The 20,299-nt window shown below is 65.6% G+C and carries 16 protein-coding genes; 11 read left to right on the forward strand and 5 right to left on the reverse strand.

All coding sequences use genetic code 11. The features are described from left to right. The first annotated feature begins 2 nt into the window (after positions 1-2). Positions 3-881: an ROK family protein gene (locus ACLIMP_RS17190; RefSeq protein ID WP_054438608.1), complete on the forward strand. Its 879-nt coding sequence runs from the start codon at positions 3-5 to the stop codon at positions 879-881. 12 nt (positions 882-893) lie between these two features. On the opposite strand, the gene ACLIMP_RS17195 is transcribed toward ACLIMP_RS17190, so the two are convergent. Beyond that, positions 894-1,934: a DUF1254 domain-containing protein gene (locus tag ACLIMP_RS17195; protein ID WP_443478639.1), complete on the reverse strand. Its 1,041-nt coding sequence runs from the start codon at positions 1,932-1,934 to the stop codon at positions 894-896. Beyond that, the gene (locus ACLIMP_RS17200; protein WP_443478640.1) at positions 1,931-3,109 is read right to left on the reverse strand and encodes a sulfotransferase family protein; all 1,179 of its coding nucleotides are present in this window, start codon (positions 3,107-3,109) and stop codon (positions 1,931-1,933) included. The genes ACLIMP_RS17195 and ACLIMP_RS17200 overlap by 4 nt, the downstream gene beginning before the upstream one ends. Positions 3,110-3,348: 239 nt before the next feature. Here ACLIMP_RS17200 and ACLIMP_RS17205 point away from each other — a divergent pair, with 239 nt between their 5' ends. Next, positions 3,349-3,936, forward strand: coding sequence for a hypothetical protein (locus tag ACLIMP_RS17205; RefSeq protein WP_185999080.1), 588 nt, complete (start codon positions 3,349-3,351; stop codon positions 3,934-3,936). A gap of 51 nt (positions 3,937-3,987) precedes the next feature. Here ACLIMP_RS17205 and ACLIMP_RS17210 read toward each other — a convergent pair whose 3' ends face one another. Both ACLIMP_RS17210 and ACLIMP_RS17215 read right to left on the reverse strand, forming a co-directional pair. Then, complete coding sequence (locus ACLIMP_RS17210) at positions 3,988-6,258, reverse strand: S9 family peptidase (RefSeq protein WP_443478641.1); 2,271 nt, start codon at positions 6,256-6,258, stop codon at positions 3,988-3,990. A gap of 104 nt (positions 6,259-6,362) precedes the next feature. Continuing rightward, positions 6,363-6,824, reverse strand: coding sequence for a c-type cytochrome (locus ACLIMP_RS17215; RefSeq protein ID WP_324699852.1), 462 nt, complete (start codon positions 6,822-6,824; stop codon positions 6,363-6,365). A gap of 291 nt (positions 6,825-7,115) precedes the next feature. On the opposite strand from ACLIMP_RS17215, the gene ACLIMP_RS17220 reads away from it, so the two are divergent. The 9 genes from ACLIMP_RS17220 to qhpE all read left to right on the forward strand — a co-directional run bounded on the left by ACLIMP_RS17220 (position 7,116) and on the right by qhpE (position 17,534). Beyond that, positions 7,116-7,781, forward strand: a complete 666-nt coding sequence (locus tag ACLIMP_RS17220) for a TetR/AcrR family transcriptional regulator (RefSeq protein ID WP_324699850.1) — start codon at positions 7,116-7,118, stop codon at positions 7,779-7,781. Between the two features lie 72 nt (positions 7,782-7,853). Next, positions 7,854-9,092, forward strand: coding sequence for an MFS transporter (locus ACLIMP_RS17225; protein ID WP_443478642.1), 1,239 nt, complete (start codon positions 7,854-7,856; stop codon positions 9,090-9,092). Positions 9,093-9,330: 238 nt separating this feature from the next. Beyond that, complete coding sequence (gene peaA / locus ACLIMP_RS17230; protein ID WP_443478897.1) at positions 9,331-11,148, forward strand: quinohemoprotein amine dehydrogenase subunit alpha; 1,818 nt, start codon at positions 9,331-9,333, stop codon at positions 11,146-11,148. Then, positions 11,145-12,611, forward strand: a complete 1,467-nt coding sequence (gene peaB, locus ACLIMP_RS17235; protein ID WP_443478643.1) for a quinohemoprotein amine dehydrogenase maturation protein — start codon at positions 11,145-11,147, stop codon at positions 12,609-12,611. The genes peaA and peaB overlap by 4 nt, the downstream gene beginning before the upstream one ends. Further along, the gene (gene qhpC, locus ACLIMP_RS17240; RefSeq protein WP_054438587.1) at positions 12,608-12,952 is read left to right on the forward strand and encodes a quinohemoprotein amine dehydrogenase subunit gamma; all 345 of its coding nucleotides are present in this window, start codon (positions 12,608-12,610) and stop codon (positions 12,950-12,952) included. Before peaB ends, qhpC begins: the two co-directional genes overlap by 4 nt. Before the next feature lie 53 nt (positions 12,953-13,005). Then, complete coding sequence (locus ACLIMP_RS17245) at positions 13,006-14,097, forward strand: YncE family protein (RefSeq protein WP_132469660.1); 1,092 nt, start codon at positions 13,006-13,008, stop codon at positions 14,095-14,097. 16 nt (positions 14,098-14,113) lie between these two features. After that, complete coding sequence (locus tag ACLIMP_RS17250) at positions 14,114-15,109, forward strand: hypothetical protein (RefSeq protein WP_443478644.1); 996 nt, start codon at positions 14,114-14,116, stop codon at positions 15,107-15,109. Further along, a complete protein-coding gene (locus ACLIMP_RS17255; protein WP_443478645.1) occupies positions 15,022-16,812 on the forward strand; it encodes an ABC transporter ATP-binding protein in 1,791 nt (596 codons plus the stop codon). Before ACLIMP_RS17250 ends, ACLIMP_RS17255 begins: the two co-directional genes overlap by 88 nt. Next, positions 16,809-17,534 carry a subtilisin-like serine protease QhpE gene (qhpE, locus tag ACLIMP_RS17260; RefSeq protein ID WP_443478646.1) on the forward strand — a complete coding sequence of 242 codons (726 nt, stop codon included), beginning with the start codon at positions 16,809-16,811 and terminating at the stop codon, positions 17,532-17,534. The genes ACLIMP_RS17255 and qhpE overlap by 4 nt, the downstream gene beginning before the upstream one ends. Before the next feature lie 108 nt (positions 17,535-17,642). Here qhpE and ACLIMP_RS17265 read toward each other — a convergent pair whose 3' ends face one another. Next, complete coding sequence (locus ACLIMP_RS17265) at positions 17,643-20,105, reverse strand: TonB-dependent receptor (protein ID WP_443478647.1); 2,463 nt, start codon at positions 20,103-20,105, stop codon at positions 17,643-17,645. Between the last annotated feature and the right edge of the window lie 194 nt (positions 20,106-20,299).

A 20,299-nucleotide genomic window follows, 5' to 3' on the forward strand; every position in this document is an offset into this window, starting at 1 on the left:
GAATGCTTTTCGCCGCCATCGAGGCCGGAGGAACCAAATTCGTCTGCGGCATCGGCAGCAGCAAGGGATCGCTGCGCACCGAAGTGATCCCGACCACCGATCCCGCTGAAACGCTGTCTCGCGTGGAAGCCTTCCTTGACGCAGCGATTGCCGAATTCGGGCCGATCGCGGCGATCGGCATCGGTTCGTTCGGCCCGCTCGATCTTGATCCGGCTTCGCCGGGACACGGCCGCATACTCGCCACGCCCAAGCCGGGCTGGGAAGGCACGGACATGCCGGCCCGCCTGCGCGCCCGTTTCGGAGTGCCGGTCGGCATCGATACCGATGTCAATGCGGCTGCCTTCGCCGAAATGCGCCTGCACGGGGTGGACAACCTGGCCTATGTCACGGTGGGGACCGGAATCGGCGCTGGGATCGTGGTGCAGGGGCGCACGATGCGCGGCCTGGGGCATCCGGAGTGCGGCCATATCGCGGTAGCGCGACATCCCGCTCATGCCGATTTCGCCGGAATCTGCCCCTATCATGGCGACTGTCTGGAAGGCATGGCCAGCGGCCCGGCATTGCAGGCGGCCTGGGGTGCTTCCGCCAGCCATCTGCCGGAAGACCACCCCGCCTGGGATGCGCAGGCCGATTATCTCGGCCAGCTTTGCGTCACGCTGATTCTCACCGTTGCCCCGCAGCGGATCGTGCTCGGCGGCGGAGTGATGAACCGGCCTTTCCTGCTCGAACGCGTTCGCGCCGCCACCTTGCGGCGTTTGAACGGGTACTGCGTCCAGTGGGACGCGGCGAAGGCGAACGAGGCGCTCCTCCCGCCTCGTTCGCCGGAGGCCCCCGGACTTGTCGGCTCCTACCTGATCGCCGAAGCGGCTTCGGAGCAGTAGCCCGGCGGCGACTTAGGGCGCCGACCGGTTTCTGATCTTCGGCTTGCGATGCAGCCCGGTCTGCGGGCAAGCCTGAGGCTGGTCCTTGCCGACGATCCGGCAGATGAAGGCGCCCTTCCGCCGCCCGGCGGTGTCAATCCGGTTGCGGGCATCGGCGGGCCATCCCGGGCCAACCGCAATGCGCACCCGGCCGTCAGGATCGACCACGGCATTGCGGTCATGAACGCCGGGTCGCTGGAGGTGCTCGTACCAATAGCTGTAGACGTGAAGCGACCAGTAGCCCCTGAGGCCCGGCGGCATCGTCACTTCCAGCCATTCATGTTCCGCAAGGTCGAAGCCGCCCAGGAAATAGCGGGTATCGCCGTCCCCCTGGACCGTCTCGGCCAGTTCGCGCGGCGCGGTGTCCAGCCGGTTTTGCAGTTCCAGCGCAGCGGCTGTCCATTGCAGGTATTCGGCAAGGTTCGCGCGCAGCATCCCCGCCGCGCGGACGAGGGCCTCGTCACCATTTCCGGGAGCAAGGGCGGGCGCCGGGGCGGGATTGTCGCTGGCGAGCTCGAGGGCGGCGGGCAGGGACGTGTCGCGGTGGAGGATACGGCACATCACGATGCGCGCCTCTGGCGGTATCGCCAGCCCGTGCGGACCCGCGGCATCGGGTGCAAGGTCGATCGCAAACGTGCCGTCCGGGCAGGTCGCAGGGGCGAACGCGGCATGACCCACTAGCAGCGGCGCACCGTTGCGGCCCAGTGCAAACAGGCTCACGGAGACGCGTTCCGAGCCATTCAGTATGCCGGAAAGGCGGTAGCGCCCTGCAGGATCGATCGCCGCATGATACAGCAGGTAATCGGGGTTGGGGCCGCCGTGGACGGGAAGGGCGCGTGTCAGGCCGCCTGCGCGGAAGTGATGGCCCAGCAGCCCGCCGCCCAGCGCGGCGGCCACCATCCGGTTGACGTAGGCCTGCCCTTCGGCGGCGGTGTCCGGGTCGGGTGCGGTGGCGGCAACGAGGCCCCGGGCATCACCGATGGCGGCGTTCAGCGCTTCCCAGCCACTGCTCATGCCGTCGCCCCGGCGCGGGCAGTGCCTTCGGCTTCGGAGGGGATGGCGAAGCGGCCGATGTAGTCGGCGAACTCTGCGCGCAGGTCATCCGCGTCGAGCCCGTATTGCTCCAGCGAATAGTCGTTGCGGCCGCGCGCATGCCTTGGGTTGGCCTCATGCCAGTCCGCCACGGCGCGCGATACGCTTTCCGGCGTGTCGATGCCGATACCCGCATGGATGCGTCGCAGTTCTCCCACGGGACTTGCGACGAGCGCGTAATAGTCCACGTGGACAACCCGGCCGCCCTGTGGCCCCTTGTCGAATTCCAGGATGCGGTCGACATGCCGGCGGATGAAGGCGCGCATATCCCTGCCCACTTCGTGCCTGTCTACCGGACCGGCGGCGCGGGACGAGCGCAGGTTCCACGTCATCTTGGCGATCGAGGCCACGACCTGGGCCGGATCGCGATGGGTCATGACCATGCGCGCGTCGGGATGGACGGCGAGGATCGCATCCATGGCAAGGACGTGGTTGGGGTACTTGAGCGCCCAGGGCTTTCGCGGACCGCGCCACTGCAGGCACTGGAGCTGCCGCTTGTGGATGCGGTAACTGGCTTCCAGGTCGAGCCCCTGCGTCAACCAATCGAAATAGGAGGGTACGCGGTAGAGGTTGTGCAATCCCGCCGCGCCCCAGCTCTGTTCGAGGAAGGCGTGGCATTCGTCGGACCCATCCTCGTCATAGAGGTGCAGCGCCTCGAAGCCTTCGAAATGGCCGCGGCGCTTCTGCATTTCCGTCCAGGCCGCGCGGCGCGGTGCGATCGAGGCGGGGTCGAAGCCCGGCGGCGGCGAGGGCAGGGTCGATTCCCAGGTGCGGATCAGGCGGAAGCGTGGGTCCCGGTCGAACAGGTACTGGAAATAGGTTGTGCCGGAGCGCGGCAGGCCCATCAGGAAGACCGGAGCCTCGATCCGCTCCTCGCCGATTTCCGGCTGGTCGCGCAGCCATTTGAGGCTTTCGAGGCGGTTCACCGCATCCATCGTCAACATGGCGCGCGTTCCCGCTTCGCCTTCGGCCGACATCGGAAAGCTTTCCCGCAGAGAAGCCAGCAGGTGTTCGAGATTCTGGCGGGCGCCGGGATCGATGTCGGCAATGCCGACCTTCGCCTCTGCCTCGCCGATGATCGTCGCCGCGTCGAGCATCCCTGTTCTCCCCCGTTTTGCAGCCGGCTTTCTGTTCTTTGCCCAGCCGTTTCCCGAACATGACGCAAAGCGCCGTGGCCGTCGATTGGCGTGCCGGCGGCATCGCCGGCGGGGTAGCGGGATCGGCAGGGCGATGAAGGCCGGGTAAACCCGGATGGCCGTGCGGCTTGGCGCGCCGCGCCTGCTGGTCTATGGGCCCGCCCCGGCGTTCGCGGTGAGCGTACCACCTGGGAATCGTAATGGCAGCAGCAAAAGACCTCATGCAACTCGGCACTCTCGTGGCGGCGCGCCATGGCTGGCCGGAAGCGAAGGCGTTCAAGGCCTACGAACTGGGCGATGCCGATCGGATGAAGCTTGCGGGTACGGCGGTCGAACTCCTGAAGGTCTTCCCCAAGACGCCTGGCGGCAATGCCGCTTATCTTACCGCTGCCTTCGCGGTGCAGCTCGATCGCCATCTGGCCGCGCCGGTCCATGTCGTTGCGGGAACCCTCGCGGTGGATGGCAAGCCCGTCTACGGGGATCGCCTGCCGTTTGACGGACCCGCCGTTTTCGGCGACGACGAGCCACAGTGGAACGGACACTTGTGGGTGATGGTCGGACCCTACATCGCCGATATCGCGATCTTCCGAGCAGCCAACTCCAGCGATTGCCCGCCCGAACTCGCCCGCCATGTCCATTCGGTGTTCGGACAGGACAAGGGGCTCTACGTGGATCACTGGCGCCGTTCGCGGCAGGTCGGCCTGAGCTACGAACCGCAATATGTGCTGAGCCGCGACGAGGTGACGCAGCTCATGGGCGGGGCCTATCGCCTGCTGCAGGGTTCCTGACGGCAAGGCGGGGCACGTTTCCTGCCCCGCCCGGCTTAACGGTTCCGGCGATTACTGCGGCGGAGTCACGCCGTGGCGGCCGAGAAACGCGAAGATCGTTTCCCAGACGTGCTTGCTGATCTTCGGCCCCTTCACCGCATGGGTATAGCCGGGATAGAGCATCATCTCGAAGGGCACCGCTTCGGCCTGCAGCCGGGAGATGAGCACGGTGCTGTTTTCGAACACCACGTTGTCGTCCGACATGCCGTGGATCAGCAGCAGCGGATCGCTGATCTTCGCCGCGTTCTCGATCGCGTCGGAGGCCTTGTAGGCTTCCGGCACAAGACGCGGGTCACCCATGTACCGTTCGGTGTAATGGGTGTCGTAAAGCTCCCACTTCGTGACTGGGGCGCCGGAGATGCCTGCCGCGTAAAGGCCGTGATCGGCCTGAAGCATCTTCAACGTCATGTAGCCGCCGTAGGACCAGCCATAGGTCGCGATCTTCTTCGGGTCGACGAAGTCCAGGGACTTGAGATACGCCGCTCCCGAACGCTGGTCGGCCACTTCCACGGTGCCCATCTTGTGGCGAATCTGGCTTTCGAACGCCACGCCGCGATTCGGGCTGCCGCGATTGTCGATGCGGAAATAGATGTAGCCCTTGTCGACGATGGCCTGCGGAAGGGCGCCCAGCCACTGGCGCGCAACCTGCTGGCTATGCGGGCCGCCGTAGTGTTCGAAGAACACCGGGTAGCGCTTGCCGGGCTCCATCTTGGGCGTGATCATCAGCCAGTGCAGGTCGCTGCCGTCCTCGGCCTTGATGGTGCCGAAGGTGGGCGTGCGGTGCGCGGCAAGATAGGGCGCATAGGGATGCGCGCCGTCCAGCCGGTTTTCCTCCACCCAGGCGAGCCGTTTGCCATCGGCGTCGGCCACATAGCTTTGCGAAGGCTGGGTGGGCGAGGAGCGGGTGACGACCAGCGTGCGTCCGTCCTTGTTGGCAACGGCGGCGTTGAACCAGCCTTTCTCCGTCAGCCGCATCGGCGCGCCCGGCTTGGCAAGGTCGATGGCGTAGAGCTGCGGGGCCAGCACGTCGTCCTTCGTGCCGGTGAAGAGGATGCGTCCGCGGTCTTCATCGACCGATACGAGCCGGGTCACGGCCCAGTGTCCGGAGGTCAACTGGCGCCATTTGCCGCCGGCGAAGTGGTAGAGGTGGCCGTAACCGTCCCGCTCCGACCACCAGACAAGGCTGCCGTCCTTGAGGAAGCGGTAATTGCTCGACAGGTTGATCCAGCTTTCCGGTGCCGCCGTTTCGGTGAAGAGCACGCGGCTCTTGCCGGTATCGGGATCGACCGCGAGCATGTCGATCCGGCTCTGCGCGCGGTCCTGCCGCTGGACATAAAGCGTCTTGCCGTCACGCGCCCAGTTGACGCGGGCAACGTAGATGTCGGTTTCCTTGCCGAGATCGACCTGCACCTTGCCGCTGCCGTCGGGCTTCATCACGAAGAGCGAGACGAGCACGTTGGGTGTTCCGGCGGCCGGGTAGCGCTGCTCGTAAGTGCGGGTGCCCTCGGCGCCGATCGCGGCGCGGGTTACGATCTTGACCGGCGCTTCGTCGTAGCGTTCCACGGCGATACGGCTGTCGTCGGGCGACCACCAGTAGCCCGCCATGCGGTCCATCTCTTCCTGGGCGACGAATTCCGCCTCGCCCCAGTGGACGGTCTTTGCGCCTTCTTCCGGCGTGACGGGCTTCTGCGCGCCCTGTTCGAGCGAACCGACCCAGAGCCGCTGGTCCCGCACGAAGGAAAGGTACTTGCCGCCGGGGCTGAGCGCGGAATTCAGTTCGTCTTCGGGGGAATCGGTGAGGCGCCGCACCGAACCGTCCAGCCCGGCAAGATAGAGATCGCCGTCCAGCGGGACGATGATCGAGCGGCCGTCATCACTCCAGCCATAGGCGACGATGCCCTTGAGGTCTCCCACGCGCTTGCGTTCGCGCTGCATCTTCTCCGCTTCGGAAAGCGCGCGGTTGGAGCCGAGCTTGAGCGAATCCACCAGCATCCGCCATTCGCCGCTTTCGCGGTCGTAGCCCCAAAGGTCGTAGCGCTGGCGGTCCTCGGTGCGGTTGCGCAGCAGGGTGAGATATCGTCCGTCGGGCGAGATCTTCACCTCGCGCGGCTGCGGGCCGTCAAGCGAGGGGCTGGCGAAGACGCGCTCGAAATCGAGTTGCGGAGCGGCCGGAGCCGGGGGCTGCCCTGAAGATTTTTGGGTCACGGAAGCGGCCTCGGCGGGGATGGAAGCGACGGGGACTGTGGCACACAGGGCGGCGATCAGCATGGAGATTCTGGACATCGCCACTGTGCCTAATCGCTCCGCGCGGGACAGACCAGACGGGCGGCACAGATTTCGACAGTGCCGCCGTGCCAGCGCTGCGAGCCGGACGCCGCTTTTCGGGTTCAGGGAATCACGCCCCTGGCGGCGAGGTCCACATGTTCCTTGCCGACAGCCGCAGGCGGCACCTTGCCCCCATCGCGCACGGCCTTGACCTCGGCTGGCGTGAACGGTTTCACCGGCTTGCCGCCCTTGCCCAGCGACACGAGGTGGTTGAGCACGTCTGCCACATCCTGGTCCTTCATCATGCTCATCGCCGGCATCATTCCGCCGATCTTCCGGCCGTCCACGGTGATCGGGCCGGTCACGCCGAACAGCACGGCCTTGACGAGATAGGCACGGCCCGCCGGCGATCCGGCGATCTGCGCGGCGCGGCCGTTGAGGCGCGGAAACTGGCCGGGAGCGCCGGCCCCATCGGCCTTGTGGCACATCGCGCAGCGTGCGCCGTAGACCTGCGGCCCTGCCGACAGTGCGGGCGCGGCGAGGACAAGCGCCGGAACGAGCGACGCGGCGAGCATTCTTTTCATGGAGCGGATCATTCCCGTCATGGTGGGAGAGATTTCAATACTTGACGATTATCCAGTATTCGTCAAGCGGCCAAATCGATGGCCGATATGGAAAAAACCTGAGTGCCTATCGGTCGTCGCTGCCTTCGTGTATGCGTCATTTACCCCATGCGGGCGTTCATGGCGCAAGGCCTCGGCAACGCCCCGTCTCATCAGCGTGGGGCCGGCCGATGCGGTGTCCTTGCAACTGCGTCGTTCGTGCTGCCGCCAGTGCCCTGGCTGCGGCCTCGATTGTGATTCAAGAGGTAGTCCGTGGCCCAGATCGACAGTGATTCCGTCTCCCGTCCCGGCGTCTATGCACGCGGCACCGAGACGGTAGACGCGATTCTCAAGGCGGCGCTCAGCGTCCTGATCGAAGAGGGGGCAACGGCTTTCACGATCCGCCGCGTCGCCGCCGCCTGCGGATTGCGGGTGGGCAACGTCAGCTATCATTTCCCGCGCAAGGAAATGCTGGTTCAGGTCCTGCTGGACGACATCATGGCGCATTACGATGCCAAGCTGGAAGTGAACGTCCGTCAGGCCGAAATCCCGGACGAAGATCGTCTGCGACTGGTCATCACCATGTGTCTAGACGACATTTCGACCAAGCGCACCACGCGCCTGTTCACCGAGCTCTGGGCCCTGGCCAATCACAATGACTTCATCGCCGAGCGGATCCACGCATTCTATGGCAAGGTCCACGACGTTCTGAGCGAGCATATCCGTCCGCTCAATCCGAACCTGAGCGAGGATGAGGTTCGCACCCTGGCGCTGTTCATAAGCGCTTCGATGGAAGGCACCACGCCGTTCCTCGGCTTCGACAAGCCGTGGAAGGCCCGGATGCCCGCAATCACCGCGATCTCGCTCGAATGGTTCGTGCACCTTGTCAAAAATGTGAAACCCGGTGAAATTGCCAGCCTGACAAGCGCCCTGACGTGATCGACTCGGACGCGATCGGGAAGCGCGGGGCGGAAAGGTAACCTGAGGGGCCAAGGCACGGACAATCGTGCCATGGTACAGGGGGTTATCGTGGGTTCGCACAGCTTTCGTGATCGTCTCGTCCTGCCTGCCGTCGCCGTTGCGTCGCTGGCTCTGCTTCAGCCGGGTATCGACCCGGTCTTTCTCACCCTGTTGACCGCGGCCCATCATGTGTCGCCGGAATCGCATGGCTGGATCGTCGGCGCGACGCAGGGCGGCATGGCGCTCGGCTCGGTAACGGCATGGGTGTTCGGGCGCGATATGCCGGGCCGCCTCTTCGTGCTCGCTGCGCTTGGGGCCTTCGTTGCGGGGCTGGCTACCGTAAACGTCGGCGCGGCCATGCCGCTCATGGCGATCCGCGCGGGCTACGGCATGGCAATGGGCCTCCTTTACACGCATGCCATGGCAAGTGCCGCGCAGAACCGTCCCTCAGGCGCCTATGGCGCGGTGTTCCTGGTGCAGCTTGTCATTTCCACCGTCGTGGCGGTGCTTCTCCCAATAGTGTCTGACATGCTCGGGCCGAGGATGGCGCTGATGACACTTTGCCTCGCGCCGCTCGCGGTGCTTGCGGCGTTTCTGCTGTTCCCGGCGGCACTGGGCGGGGCGGCGGTACCCGGCTCTTCCCCGGCCAGATGCCCTGCCGCACCGGCGGGTGAGGAGCGTCAACCCGTTGGAATGCAGGGCTGGCTCTACGCGGCGTCGGCGCTCGCATTCATTTGCGCGACGATGATGGTCTGGTCCTTTACCGGCGCATTGGCGATCGAGTGGCGGATCAGCGAGGACGTGGTGGGCCGGGCCGTGGCAATGGGCTCTATCGCGGGCGCGGCGACGGCACTCGCCGTCATGCGCGAGAAGCCGGTAGTTCCGCCCGTCGTCAGCGGCCTTGTGGCGGGGGCGATGCTGCTGGCGCCGATCGCCGGTGCTCGCGGCGGAGACATGGCCTTCGTGCTGGCGATCGTGCTGTTCAATCTCGGCTCCACCGCAATCATCGTGCGCACGTCCGGCCTCGCTTCGGGGGCGAGCGAGGACCGGCTGTTTCGCCGCTTCGTTACCTGCACGCACAGCCTCGGCATGATCGCGGGTCCGGTCCTGGGAGGCATCGCCACATGGCTTATGGGCGCGCTCGGATTGCCGGTCATGGCGGCCCTCGCCATTGTCGCCGGTTGCCTCGCGCTGGGGATCGCGGGGTTCCGGGCGGGGTTTTCGCGCGATGACGCGGTACAGCATGACGAGCCGCAGAATGACCTCGCACTCGCCGTCTCGTTCGGCTGACGGGCGGGGTAAATGACGTATTCCCGCTCCACCGGCGCCGATCCTAACAGGGGTGCCGGAAGATTTTGCAACTGCACAAAATTGACGCTTGACCAAAATTTGAAGGTCGTCCAGTTTTCTTCCGACAGATAAGGGGAATCGGGCATTTCCCCAAACAACAGGGGGCTGACGAGAGATGAGCGCGTCGCGTATCCATGGCGGCCGGGCTGGTCCCAGCGATAGAGATTCCGTGCGGACCATGACGCCGCATGTCACGCAGGAAAGCTTATCCCGCCGCGCATCGGCGGCGTGGCGCGGTCTCGGCGCGCGGCGCATTCCGTTTGCGGTGATGTTGCTCGCGGGGGCCTGCACCGTGCCGATGGTGGTCGGCGCCCAGGTCGGCGGCGAGGTCGAGGCGGACAAGGATCCGGCGGACTGGGTGGAGCGCGAGGCGGGCATTCCCGTCACCGACCAGCTCACCATGGAGAAGTGCGGCACTTGCCACACGCCGGACGCCAAGGGCAATCTTTCCCGCATTTCCTGGATCCGCGCGACGCCAGAGGGCTGGTCTCAGGCCATCAAGCGCATGGTCAAGCTCAACGGCCTGTCGATCGAGCCTGAAGAGGCGCGGCAGGTGGTGAAGTATCTCTCCACCCAGCACGGCCTCGCGCCCGAGGAGGCCCGCTCGGTCATGTACCTCGCCGAACGCCGCATCCTTGACGAGACGAACATCCCCAACGAGGCGGTGCGGCAGGCCTGTGCAAGCTGCCATGCCTTTGCGCAGCCGATGTCCTCCCGCCGCAGCAAGCGCGAATGGGCGCTGCTGCAGAACATGCACATGTCGCTCTATCCAACCGCGCAGATGGCTTACGAGCGGCCCGACCCGGCCCATGCCGGGGACGATGATGGCGAAGACGGCAAGAAGCCCGAAAAAGTCGCGAAGATCGCGCTGGAATATCTCGCCAAGGCGGCGCCGCTGCATACGCCGGAATGGGCGGCCTGGCAGCCGCGTATCCGCACCCCGATGCTGGGCGGCAAATGGGCGGTCAGCGCCTCTCTGCGCGGGCAGGGCCGCTTCGTGGGCGAAATGACGATCCAGCCCAAGCCCGGCTCGAACGAGTTCACCACCGTCACGACCCTGCGCTCGCTCGATACCGGGAAGACCTTCACCCGCAAGGGTTCGGCGCTGGCCTATACCGGCTTTTCGTGGCGCGGCACCTCCACCGGCGGTTCCGCCGCTCTGGCGCGGCCGGACGACATGACCGGCACCCTGCGCGAGACGATGTGGTTCTCTCCCGACCAGACTTTCGCCGAAGGGCGCTGGTACTGGGGCGAATATCACGAGTTCGGGCTCGACGTGAAACTGACCCGCGCCCTGGGCGCACCGGTGCTTGCCGCTGCGGCTCCAGAGGCACTCAAGACGGGTACAAAGGGGGCAGAAGTGCACCTGTACGGTGCCGACCTGCCTTCGGGCCTCACCCCGGGTGAAGTCGATTTCGGTGCCGGCGTGACGGTGCGCAAGGTCGCCTCGGCAAGCCCGAACGAACTGGTGGTGACAGTGGATGCCGATGCCGATGCGATGCCGGGGCTGCGCGACGTTTCGCTGCGCGGCGCGGTGCTCCAGAAGGCGCTGCCGGTCTACAGGACGATCGATTACCTGAAGGTCACGCCGGAAACCTCGCTCTCCCATCTTGGCGGCATCAAGTACGGCAAGGGCTACGAGCAGTTCGCGGCGCAAGGCTGGTCTTCCGGTGCCGACGGCAAGCCGGGCACGGCGGACGACTTCGTGGTCCGCACCGTCGATGCCGACTGGAAGCTCGATGAGTTCCGCACCGTCACTTACGACGACGATGTCAGCTACGTCGGCAAGATCGACAATGCCGGGTTCTTCACCCCCGGCGAGGAGGGGCCCAATCCGGCCCGCCGCTTCATGCGCAACAATTACGGCGAAGTCTGGGTGGTCGCCACCGCCCGGTCCGAAAAGGACAAGTTCGGCAAGCCGCTCGCCGCGCGCGCTTATCTCGTCACCACCGTCCCCGCGTACAAGCGCTGGGACCAGCCGGAGGTCTCGCAATGAACACGATGACATCGCTGAAGGCCGGACGCTACAGCATCGGCGAACTGCACGAGTTCGAGGCCGAAGGGCAGGGCTTCGCCTATCTCGTCGGCGCGGGCGCGATCTTCGCGCTGGACGAAGGCGCGCGGGCGGTGATCGCCCGGTTGCGCCGCGAGGAACTCTCGCACGCAGAGCTGGTTTCCGCGCTCACCGCGCATGGCCATTCGGCGGCCGATGCGGAGGATCTGATCCGCGAACTGCTCTATGTGCGCGGGATCGTCTCCGACCGGATCGCTCCCGCTGAAGCGCCGGTGCCGACCAGCCCGCCGGCCGATTTTCCGCTTCAGGCGCTGGTGCTCAACGTCACCAACCAGTGCAACCTCGCCTGCACCTACTGCTACGAATTCGGCGCGGACAAGATCGCCACGCCTGCGGGCAAGCCGAAGTTCATGACGCTGGATACGGCCAGGTCGTCGGTCGATTTCCTGCTGGCCGAATCTGGCGGTCGCAAGGCCGTGCACATCACCTTCTTCGGCGGCGAGACGCTGATGAACTTCAAGCTGCTGCGCGACGTGGTGCTCTACGCCAACGAGCGCGCCGCGGTGCAGGGCAGGGCGATCACCTATAGCTTGACCACCAATGCCACCCTGCTGACGGATGAGATCATCCAGTTCCTGTCGGACCAGCAGGTCGGCGTCACCGTTTCAATGGACGGTCCGCCCGAATTGCAGGATCGCCACCGCGTCTACAAGAACGGCAAGGGCAGCTACGCGGTGATGGAGCCGCGCCTGCGCAAGCTGATCGCCACGCACAAGACCCGCGCGATCACCGCGCGCGTGACGCTGACCGAAGGCGTCACCGACGTGATCCGCATCTTCCGCCACCTGAAGGACGATATCGGCTTCCACGAGGTTGGCTTCGCGCCGGTCACCAATTCCGGCGATCAGGCCTACGGTCTTGACGACGGCGGCATGCGCAAGGTGCTGGCGGGCTTCCACGCCCTGGCGGACGAATGGCTGGAACATGCCCTGCGCGGGCAGATGCACGGCTTTTCGAATGTATCGGAAACGATCGGCGAACTGATCCAGGGCGTCAACAAGTCGCACCCCTGCGGCGCCGGGATCGGCCTGCTGGGCGTCAGCCCTTCGGGCGACCTGTCTCCCTGCCACCGCTTCACCGATGCCGATACCCACACGCTGGGCCACATCTCCAGCGGCATCGACAGCGAGAAGCGCGAGGACTTCCTGTCGCGCGGACATGTCGGCGCGAAGTACGAATGCCAGAGCTGCTGGGCGCGTCCGCTCTGTGCGGGTGGCTGCCATCACGAGGCTTTCGTGCGCTACGGCGATACCGGCCACGCCAACCTGCACTATTGCGACTGGATCCGCGAATGGACCGATCGCTGCCTGAAGATCTACGGCGCGGTAGCCGCGCGAAACCCTGAATTCCTGAAACTTTTCGCGGCACGAAAGGCCCTGTCATGAAGCACTTGAAGCCGATCAACCGCAAGGCGCAGCGGATCGACGACATGGTGGCCCCGGCACTCGAAGCCTCCACCGAGGAAGACGTGGTGGCTCTTCAGCAGGCGCCGCGCCCGCACGTGCCGATGGGCTGCACGCTGTCGTTCTCGCCCGGCTGGGAAGTCGATGCCGGAGGCGGCACGGCGGGCCTGTGCCAGCCTGTGGAGCGCGACATCTACGATTGCTATGTCACCTGCTTCTGGCCGGTTCAGGTGCCCGATCACGTCAACTATTCGCCGGACTGGGCCAGCAACTGCGCCGTGGCGACCAAGGACTGGCGCAATCTCGACCTGGTGTTCCCATGAACTGCGCGCCTCCCCCTCACCCGGCCCGTCGCTCATATTCTGGGAACGCCCGCATGAAGACCCTTCGCCTCGGCCTTGCCGGGCTTGCCTCGGCTCTCGCATTCGCCGCAATACCTTCGCAGGCCGGCACCATCGTGCTGGGCGGCTATCCCGACCAGATCCAGTTCGTTGACGATGCCAGCGGCAAGGTCGTCCAGAAGGTCACGCTGGAAACCGGGCTGCCGGACAACATCCAGCTTTCGGCGGATCGTTCGAAGATCTACGTCACCACGCTGACGACATCGGGGATCGAGGTTCTGGATGCCGCCTCGCGCAAGGTGGTGAACAAGTTCAGCCTCAACACGCCGACCACGCGCTATCGTTTCACCGGCGGCGTGGCCGATCCCACGGGGCGCTGGTTCTACACGGTGGCCCAGCACTACGACAAGGAGATCGATCTCTACCGCGTCAGCAAGCCGCAATACGTGGTGATCGACCTCAAGACCCAGAAGATCGCCCGCGCCGTCGATATCGACAAGGAAGACGAAGGGCCGGGCTATCGCACGCGCCTTGCCATCGCGCCTGACGGCAAGACGCTCTACGTCTTCGACAAGAAGATCCGGGTGATCGACACCGCCACGCTCAAGGTGGCGGACCGCATCGACCTCGCCAAGCCGGAAGATCCCGGCATGCGCGATGTCAGCATGGGCGGCACGCTGGAAACGCTGCACGATCCCAATGCCTATGTCTCGGTGTTCAACGCCGCCGATCCCTACATCCACAACAAGGTCTTCGGCATCGCCCGCTTCGACCTGACCTCGCGCGAGTTCAAGTTCACGCCGATCGGTCCGGCGCCGGATTCGATGTCGGGCCTGCAGGTCACGCCGGATGGCAAGCAGGGCTATACCGTGGCCGAAACCGGCAAGCTGGGGGCCAAGCGCTGCGAGTTCTGGCACTTCGACCTCACCACCAACACCGCACTGGAAAAGTCGGAGTTTCCCTGCCGTTCGCGCTATTACTTCGGCATGTCGCGCGATGGGAAGAAGCTCTACATCTATGGCGCGGGCTTCGAGATTTCGGTCTTCGACGCGGCGACGCTCAAGCATGAACAGGACTGGGCGCTTGGCAACGACATCACCATGGCGGGCATCCTCACCACACCGTGAGGAGCCGGCCCGCAGCATGACGGCCGCGATCCGGGGGCGCGGGATCGCGGCGCGCTGCACGGCGCGCCTGCTCGGCGCGCAAGGGCTGGACTGGACGCTGGACGATGCGCCGCGTCCTTCCGGCCCGGCGGTGATGCTGAGCGATCCGGCGCTGTCCCTGATGCGCGACTGTCTTGGCGATCCGGAACTGCTGGCCGGCAAGCGCCGCGTGCAGCGCCGCGTAGTGGCATGGGGCGGGCAGGAGCCCGCCACGCTCGATCACGGCGCAATCGTGCTGGACGAAGGTGATCTGGATCAGTGTCTTGAGATAGATAATATCTATAAATCAAATATATACAGTGATTTTTCCATTCACGCGGCCATGCCGTTTCCCTCGGGAAACATGCGCCGGTTCGGTTCGCGGCCATCCGGCGCGGCGCAAGTGCGGTTGCTGCGCGAGGAAGACGGCGATGCCTGCCGGGTGGAATCGCTCGATACCGGGTGGCTGTTCCTGATCCCGGTCAGCGACACGACCGGCTGGCTGCTTGCCATCGGCGGATCGCCCGACGAACTGCTGCCGCAAAGCCGCCATCTGGGTGCGCGGGTCGAACTGTCGCGGCTGTCCGGCGCCAGCTTCGAAACCGCGCCCGGCATGCTGGAATGCCTTGCCGCCCCGGGCTGGCTCGCTTGCGGTACGGCGGCCATCGCCTTCGACCCGATCTGCGGAGATGGCACCGCGCAGGCCGTGCGCGAGGCCGTTCTTGCCGCCGCCGTGGTGCAGGCCCTGGCCGAGGGCGAGGATGCACAGGCGCTTGCCACGCATTATCACTCCATGCTGCTGGCCGCGATGCGGCGCCACCTCAAGCTCTGCGCGCAGTTTTACGCCACGGGCGGGAAGGGGGCCTGGTGGCAGGCCCAGCTCGCCGCGTTGGCGGAAGGCTTCGAATGGTGCACCGCCGCGCTCTCCCGCCTGCCGGAGCCGCGCTACGAATTGCGGGGCCTCCGCCTCGTCCCCCGGGAGACCGTGACCTGAACGCCCCCATTCCAACAGAGCCGCCCAAGATCGCGGACTGGAGCACCTACCGGCGCTTGCGCCCCTTCCTGGCGCCATACTGGCGGCCCTTGCTCACCGTGCTGGTCATCAGTCTCGTGGCGACGGCGATGAACCTTGCGCAGCCCTATCTTTCCAAGCTGATGATCGACCAGGCCCTGCTCAAGAGCGACATGCGCGCGCTGCTGACCATCGCGGCGGTCATGGTGGCGGTTTCGATGGCGGGTTTCGCGCTCAATATCCTTGCCAGCTACCGCTATGTCGGCACTTCGGCGGCGATGCTGTTCGATATCCGCGCCGCGCTGCTGCGCCATCTGCAGACGCTGTCGCCGCGCTTCTACGGATCGTTCCGGCTGGGCGACCTGATGTCGCGCCTCAACAGCGATGTCAGCGATATCCAGCGCGTCACCGCCGACACCATGCTTTCGGTGCTGAGCAATGCGCTGATGCTGGCGGGCAGCGTGGCTATCATGCTGTGGCTGGACTGGAAGCTGTTCCTGGTCAGCGTGGTACTGATCCCGGCCTGCGTCCTGACCTTCCGCCACTATCAGCGCCGCCTCAACGATCTCACCCGCGACATGCGCGAGCGCGGAGCGGATCTGGGCAGCCTGCTGGTGGACACGGTGATGGGCATGCGCGTGATCGCCTCGCTCGGCGCCGGCGAGCATGAGGTCGGCCGCTTCGCCACGCGCAACAACGCCTTCGTGCGCGCCATGCTGCGGATGCAGGTCGCCTCGTTCATGACCGGCGCGGTGCCCGGCACGCTGCTGACGATGACGACATCGGCCGTCATCATCTACGGCGGCGCGCGGATCATCGACGGCACGATGACGATCGGCACGCTGGTGGCCTTCATGACGTACCAGATGCGCCTTTTCGCGCCGATCCAGGTGATGATGGGGCTGGTTTCCGGCCTCAGTTCGGCGCGCGTCTCGCTGGCGCGCATCTTCGAGCTGTTCGACACGCCGCCCGAAGTGGCCGAGCGCGCCGACCCGCTGCCGCTGGCACGCGTGCGGGAGGGCATCCGCTTCGAGAACGTCTCCTTCGCCCATGCCGGGCGCCCGGTGCTGGCGGGCGTGGACGTGACTTTCCCGCGCGGCGCCTTCTGCGCGATCCTCGGGCCGAGCGGTGTCGGCAAGTCGACCATGGCGGACCTCATGGTGCGCTATCTCGATCCCGATTCCGGCCGCGTCACCGTGGACGGGCACGACATGCGCGATCTGGCGCTGGCCGACTTGCGGCGGGAGGTGATCCTGGTCGACCAGTCTCCCACCATGTTCAACGACACCATCGCCGCCAATGTCGCTTTCGCGCGGCCGCAGGCGAGCGCGGGCGAGATTGCGGAAGCGGTGCGACTGGCCGGTCTCGACGCGCTTGTCGCGCGGCTGCCGCTGGGCCTCGAAACCCGCACCGGGGAGCGCGGCCTTGCCCTTTCGGCGGGCGAGCGCCAGCGCGTGGCCATCGCCCGCGCCTTGCTGCGCAAGCCCGACGTGCTGATCCTCGACGAGCCGACTTCGGCGCTGGACAGCGAGACCGAGCGGCAGGTCGCGGCGCTGCTGCGGGAGGCTTTGCCCGAAGCGACGATCATCGCCATCACGCACAAGCCGCTGCTCGCCGAAATGGCGGACGTGGTGGTGACGATCGCGGAGGGCCGGGTGAGCACGCACCAGCGCGAGGCGGCATGACCGCACCCGATCCCGACCGGGCGATGCCACCGCTGTTTCCGGGCCGCACCGGCAGGGGCGTACGCATCGCGGTGATCGACAGCGGGGTCCATCCGGGGCACGACCATATCGACGCCGCCCGTATCGCGCCGGGCGTGGCCGTGCTTGCCGACGGCAGCCTCGACACCGGCCCGGACGCCGTGCTTGACCGTCTCGGCCACGGCACCGCCGTCGCGGCCGCGATCCTCGAAAAGGCGCCCGAGGCCATGTGCCTGCCGGTACGCGTCTTTCGCGAGGGGTTGAAAACCAGCGCCGCAGCGCTCGTCGCCGCGATCCGCTGGTCGGCTGCGCAGCGGGTCGATCTCATCAACCTCAGCCTCGGCTCGACCAATCCCGTGCATGAGCCGGTGTTCGCCGCCGCCGTGGCCGAGGCCCGCGCTGCGGGAGCATTGGTGATCGCCGCGCGCGAAGCCGGCGGCGTGCCGTGCCTGCCGGGAATGCTTCAGGGCGTGATCGGCGTGGAACTGGACTGGGACTGCCCGCGCGCACGGCTTGGTCTGGCGCGGCGCGGGGATCGCCCGGTGCTGCTCGCCTCGGGCTACCCCCGGGGGATTCCCGGAGTGCCGCATCGGCGCAACCTTTACGGCATCAGCTTCGCCGTTGCCCAGGTCACCGGCTTTGCCGCGCTGGCCTGTGAGGAAGGCGGGGCCGAAATGCTGTTCGAACTGGCGCAGGCCACATAGAGCGGTCTGGCGCATCGCCGCATTTTCCCCTGACCCGCGTTCTTCCCCAAAAAAAGGCCCGCCACGGATGAACCGTGGCGGGCGACAAGGTGGGTTGGTGAGAGACCGTCAGAACCGCTGGCCGAACTTCAGCCCGAAGAACCTCGGCTTGATCGGGTAGGTTCGCGACGAGTCCGAGCAGTAGGCGATCGAGCAGAAGGTGTTCTTGCTCAGCGCCCCGCGCTTGTCGAAGGCGTTCTGGATGAAGGCTTCCACCGACCAGTTGTCCTTCTTGAAGCCTGCCGAGAAATCGAAGCTTTCGAACCCCTTGGTGTTGCCGAGCAGGCTGTTGTTGTACGTGTCGAGGTCCGAGGTGCTGGAGGTCTGGTAGAAGGCTGCGGCCTGCACGAACGCGTCGAAATCCGAGACCATGAAGCTGTAGCGCGCGGTGGCGTTGGTCTTGAACTTGGGCTGGCGCGGCAGGCGGGTGCCCTTGGCGGCGGCCTGCTGGCCGACATCGGGGCAGGAGGCGAGCTGGTAATAGTCCGAGGTGGGAGAATCGCGGGTGATCTTGCAGAAATTCTCCGCCAGCGCCGCATCGTTGTAAGCGCCGGCGGCGCTCAGCATGAGATCGCCGATCTTCCATTCGGCGTCCATTTCCACGCCGTAGACCCGGGCATCGCCGGCATTGAGGCGAAGGCCCGCGCCCTGGAAGCCGAACGGCACGACCAGGTACTGCACGCCCTTCCACTGTTCGTAGTAGACCGCGCCGTTGAGGCGGAAGTTGTTGCCCCAGGTGGTCTTGAAGCCCATTTCCCAGTTGGTCAGGGTATCGGCCTTGTAGGGCTGGGTCGGGGCGATGCGGTTGCCGCCGCCGGGGCGGAACCCGGTGGAGTAGGTCGCGTAGAGCATCTTGTCCGGCGTTGCCTGCCAGGCGAGGCTGAGCTTGTGAGTCTCGCCTTTTTCCGAATACTTGATGTCGGTGTTGATGCAGGTCAGCCGTTCGTCGGGCAGCGGCACGTCGCAGCCCTGTTCGCCGGTAAGCGTATTGTAGGCGCGGCTGGACCGCGCGCTGGCTTCGACGCCGCCGAAGCCGTAGTTGCTGTTCTTGGTGTCGAAGTAGCGGATGCCGCCCGTCACCTTGAGATTGGGCACGATCTCGTAAGTGCCTTCGGCGAAGAGGGCGAAGTCCTTGTACACCGTGTTGGTTTCCACGAGGTAGAAGGCATCGCGCTTCACCGCGTGGCTGGACCCGGCGTTGATCGGCAAGGTCGAGAGATAGCCCAGATCCCTGATGTAGTAATCGCTGTCGGTCTTCTGCTTCTGGTACTGGTAGAAGGCGCCCGCAGTCAGGGTGAAGGGCCAGGACTTCGGCACGGAAAGCCGCAGTTCCTGCGTGAACTTGCTCTGGCGCTGATTGCCGAAATAGGCCTGCGCCGGGTTCTGGAAGTTCCCGTCGGCATCCTTGAACTGAAGGTAGGATTCGTAGCCCGGCCCGAAGTTGTCGTAAGTGACCGAGTAGTAGGTGTAGTCGTTGGCGTTCTTGATCCGGCGCTTGAAGTAGCCGGTCGACGATACGAGGTCGAAGTCGCCCAGATGGCCCTGGATGGTCAGCGCGGCCTGGTACCACTTGTCCTTGTTGTAGGTTTCCGAATAATCGTGGACCTTGAGGTCGCCGACGTCGGGATCGTAGTTGAACGAGCCCTTGGCGTTGAGGTTCTGGTACGTGATCGACGGCATGATCAGCCAGTCGTCACCCAGATCCACCGAAACGGTGGCGCGGCCGCCCCAGTCGGTTACGGGGTTGTAGTTCTTCTTGACCAGATCGTCGTTGGTCAGGAGGTAATTGGTGTCGGGATCGTCGTCGCCCAGCTTGAAATTGTAGGAGCCGGGCGTGTTGTCGATGTAGCCGCCATCGTGGCGGTAGTAGCCCATCAGGCGGATCGCGATGTTTTCGGACACCGGCAGGTTCATGAAACCTTCGAGCTGCGCGCCCGGATCGCCTGCGCCGTACTTGTTGATCTGCGCATCGTAACCGGCCTCGAACTCGCCGAGCTTGGGTTTCTGGGTGATGATGCGCAAGGTGCCGGCCAGCGAACTGGCGCCGAACAGCGTGCCTTGCGGACCGGAAAGCGCCTCGATGCGCTCGATATCGTAGATGTGCAGGTCCGGCATGCGGCCTGCGGTGGTCAGCGGGATTTCATCGAGATAGACGCCCACTGTCGGCAGTGCCCCACCCGAGACCGAAATGCCGCGGAAGAACGGTTCGCTGCGGCCGGGGCCCAATGTCGCGAAGCTGACGGAAGGCAGGATATTGGCATAGTCGGCGAAGTTGGCGACCTGCCGCTGGTCGAGCTTTTCGGGCGCGAGCGCCTGTATGCTGATCGGTACGCGCTGGACGCTTTCCGAGGTGCGCGTGGCGGTGACGACGATATCGGTGAGGCCCGACGACGGCGCCGTGGTTTGTTCCGAGGCTTGAGGCGCGCCGGCCTCTTGCGCCATGGCCGTGGCCGGAAGCGCGAAGGGTGTGAGTATCGTCGTCGCCAGCAGGCATAGTTCACCGGCGCGACGATGCCGCGTAGTCAAGTGCATGTCATGGACCCCCAAATTGTCGTTTCGTGCCCTCTCCCGGCCCGAAAGCTCCCGCCTTGCCGGCGGGTCGCCGTGCACCGCCTTCGCGCCCTTTGGGTCTGGCGAAGGCAACCTCCTCCTGTCCCGGAAGCAACGCCTTCCGGGTTCGCCGACAAGACTTCGCCGACGCCGAATTACCAGAGATAAAAGGGAAT

The organism is Novosphingobium aeonii (assembly GCF_052279045.1).
GTDB lineage: Bacteria > Pseudomonadota > Alphaproteobacteria > Sphingomonadales > Sphingomonadaceae > Novosphingobium.

What these genes read in the sequence shown, in the direction of transcription:
- ACLIMP_RS17190 (WP_054438608.1), top strand. Translation starts at nt 3, where the DNA reads ATGCTTTTCGCCGCCATCGAGGCCGGAGGAACCAAATTCGTCTGCGGC.
- ACLIMP_RS17195 (WP_443478639.1), bottom strand. Translation starts at nt 1,934, where the DNA reads ATGAGCAGTGGCTGGGAAGCGCTGAACGCCGCCATCGGTGATGCCCGG.
- ACLIMP_RS17200 (WP_443478640.1), bottom strand. Translation starts at nt 3,109, where the DNA reads ATGCTCGACGCGGCGACGATCATCGGCGAGGCAGAGGCGAAGGTCGGC.
- ACLIMP_RS17205 (WP_185999080.1), top strand. Translation starts at nt 3,349, where the DNA reads ATGGCAGCAGCAAAAGACCTCATGCAACTCGGCACTCTCGTGGCGGCG.
- ACLIMP_RS17210 (WP_443478641.1), bottom strand. Translation starts at nt 6,258, where the DNA reads ATGTCCAGAATCTCCATGCTGATCGCCGCCCTGTGTGCCACAGTCCCC.
- ACLIMP_RS17215 (WP_324699852.1), bottom strand. Translation starts at nt 6,824, where the DNA reads ATGAAAAGAATGCTCGCCGCGTCGCTCGTTCCGGCGCTTGTCCTCGCC.
- ACLIMP_RS17225 (WP_443478642.1), top strand. Translation starts at nt 7,854, where the DNA reads ATGGTACAGGGGGTTATCGTGGGTTCGCACAGCTTTCGTGATCGTCTC.
- peaA (WP_443478897.1), top strand. Translation starts at nt 9,331, where the DNA reads ATGACGCCGCATGTCACGCAGGAAAGCTTATCCCGCCGCGCATCGGCG.
- peaB (WP_443478643.1), top strand. Translation starts at nt 11,145, where the DNA reads ATGAACACGATGACATCGCTGAAGGCCGGACGCTACAGCATCGGCGAA.
- qhpC (WP_054438587.1), top strand. Translation starts at nt 12,608, where the DNA reads ATGAAGCACTTGAAGCCGATCAACCGCAAGGCGCAGCGGATCGACGAC.
- ACLIMP_RS17245 (WP_132469660.1), top strand. Translation starts at nt 13,006, where the DNA reads ATGAAGACCCTTCGCCTCGGCCTTGCCGGGCTTGCCTCGGCTCTCGCA.
- ACLIMP_RS17250 (WP_443478644.1), top strand. Translation starts at nt 14,114, where the DNA reads ATGACGGCCGCGATCCGGGGGCGCGGGATCGCGGCGCGCTGCACGGCG.
- ACLIMP_RS17255 (WP_443478645.1), top strand. Translation starts at nt 15,022, where the DNA reads ATGGTGCACCGCCGCGCTCTCCCGCCTGCCGGAGCCGCGCTACGAATT.
- qhpE (WP_443478646.1), top strand. Translation starts at nt 16,809, where the DNA reads ATGACCGCACCCGATCCCGACCGGGCGATGCCACCGCTGTTTCCGGGC.
- ACLIMP_RS17265 (WP_443478647.1), bottom strand. Translation starts at nt 20,105, where the DNA reads ATGCACTTGACTACGCGGCATCGTCGCGCCGGTGAACTATGCCTGCTG.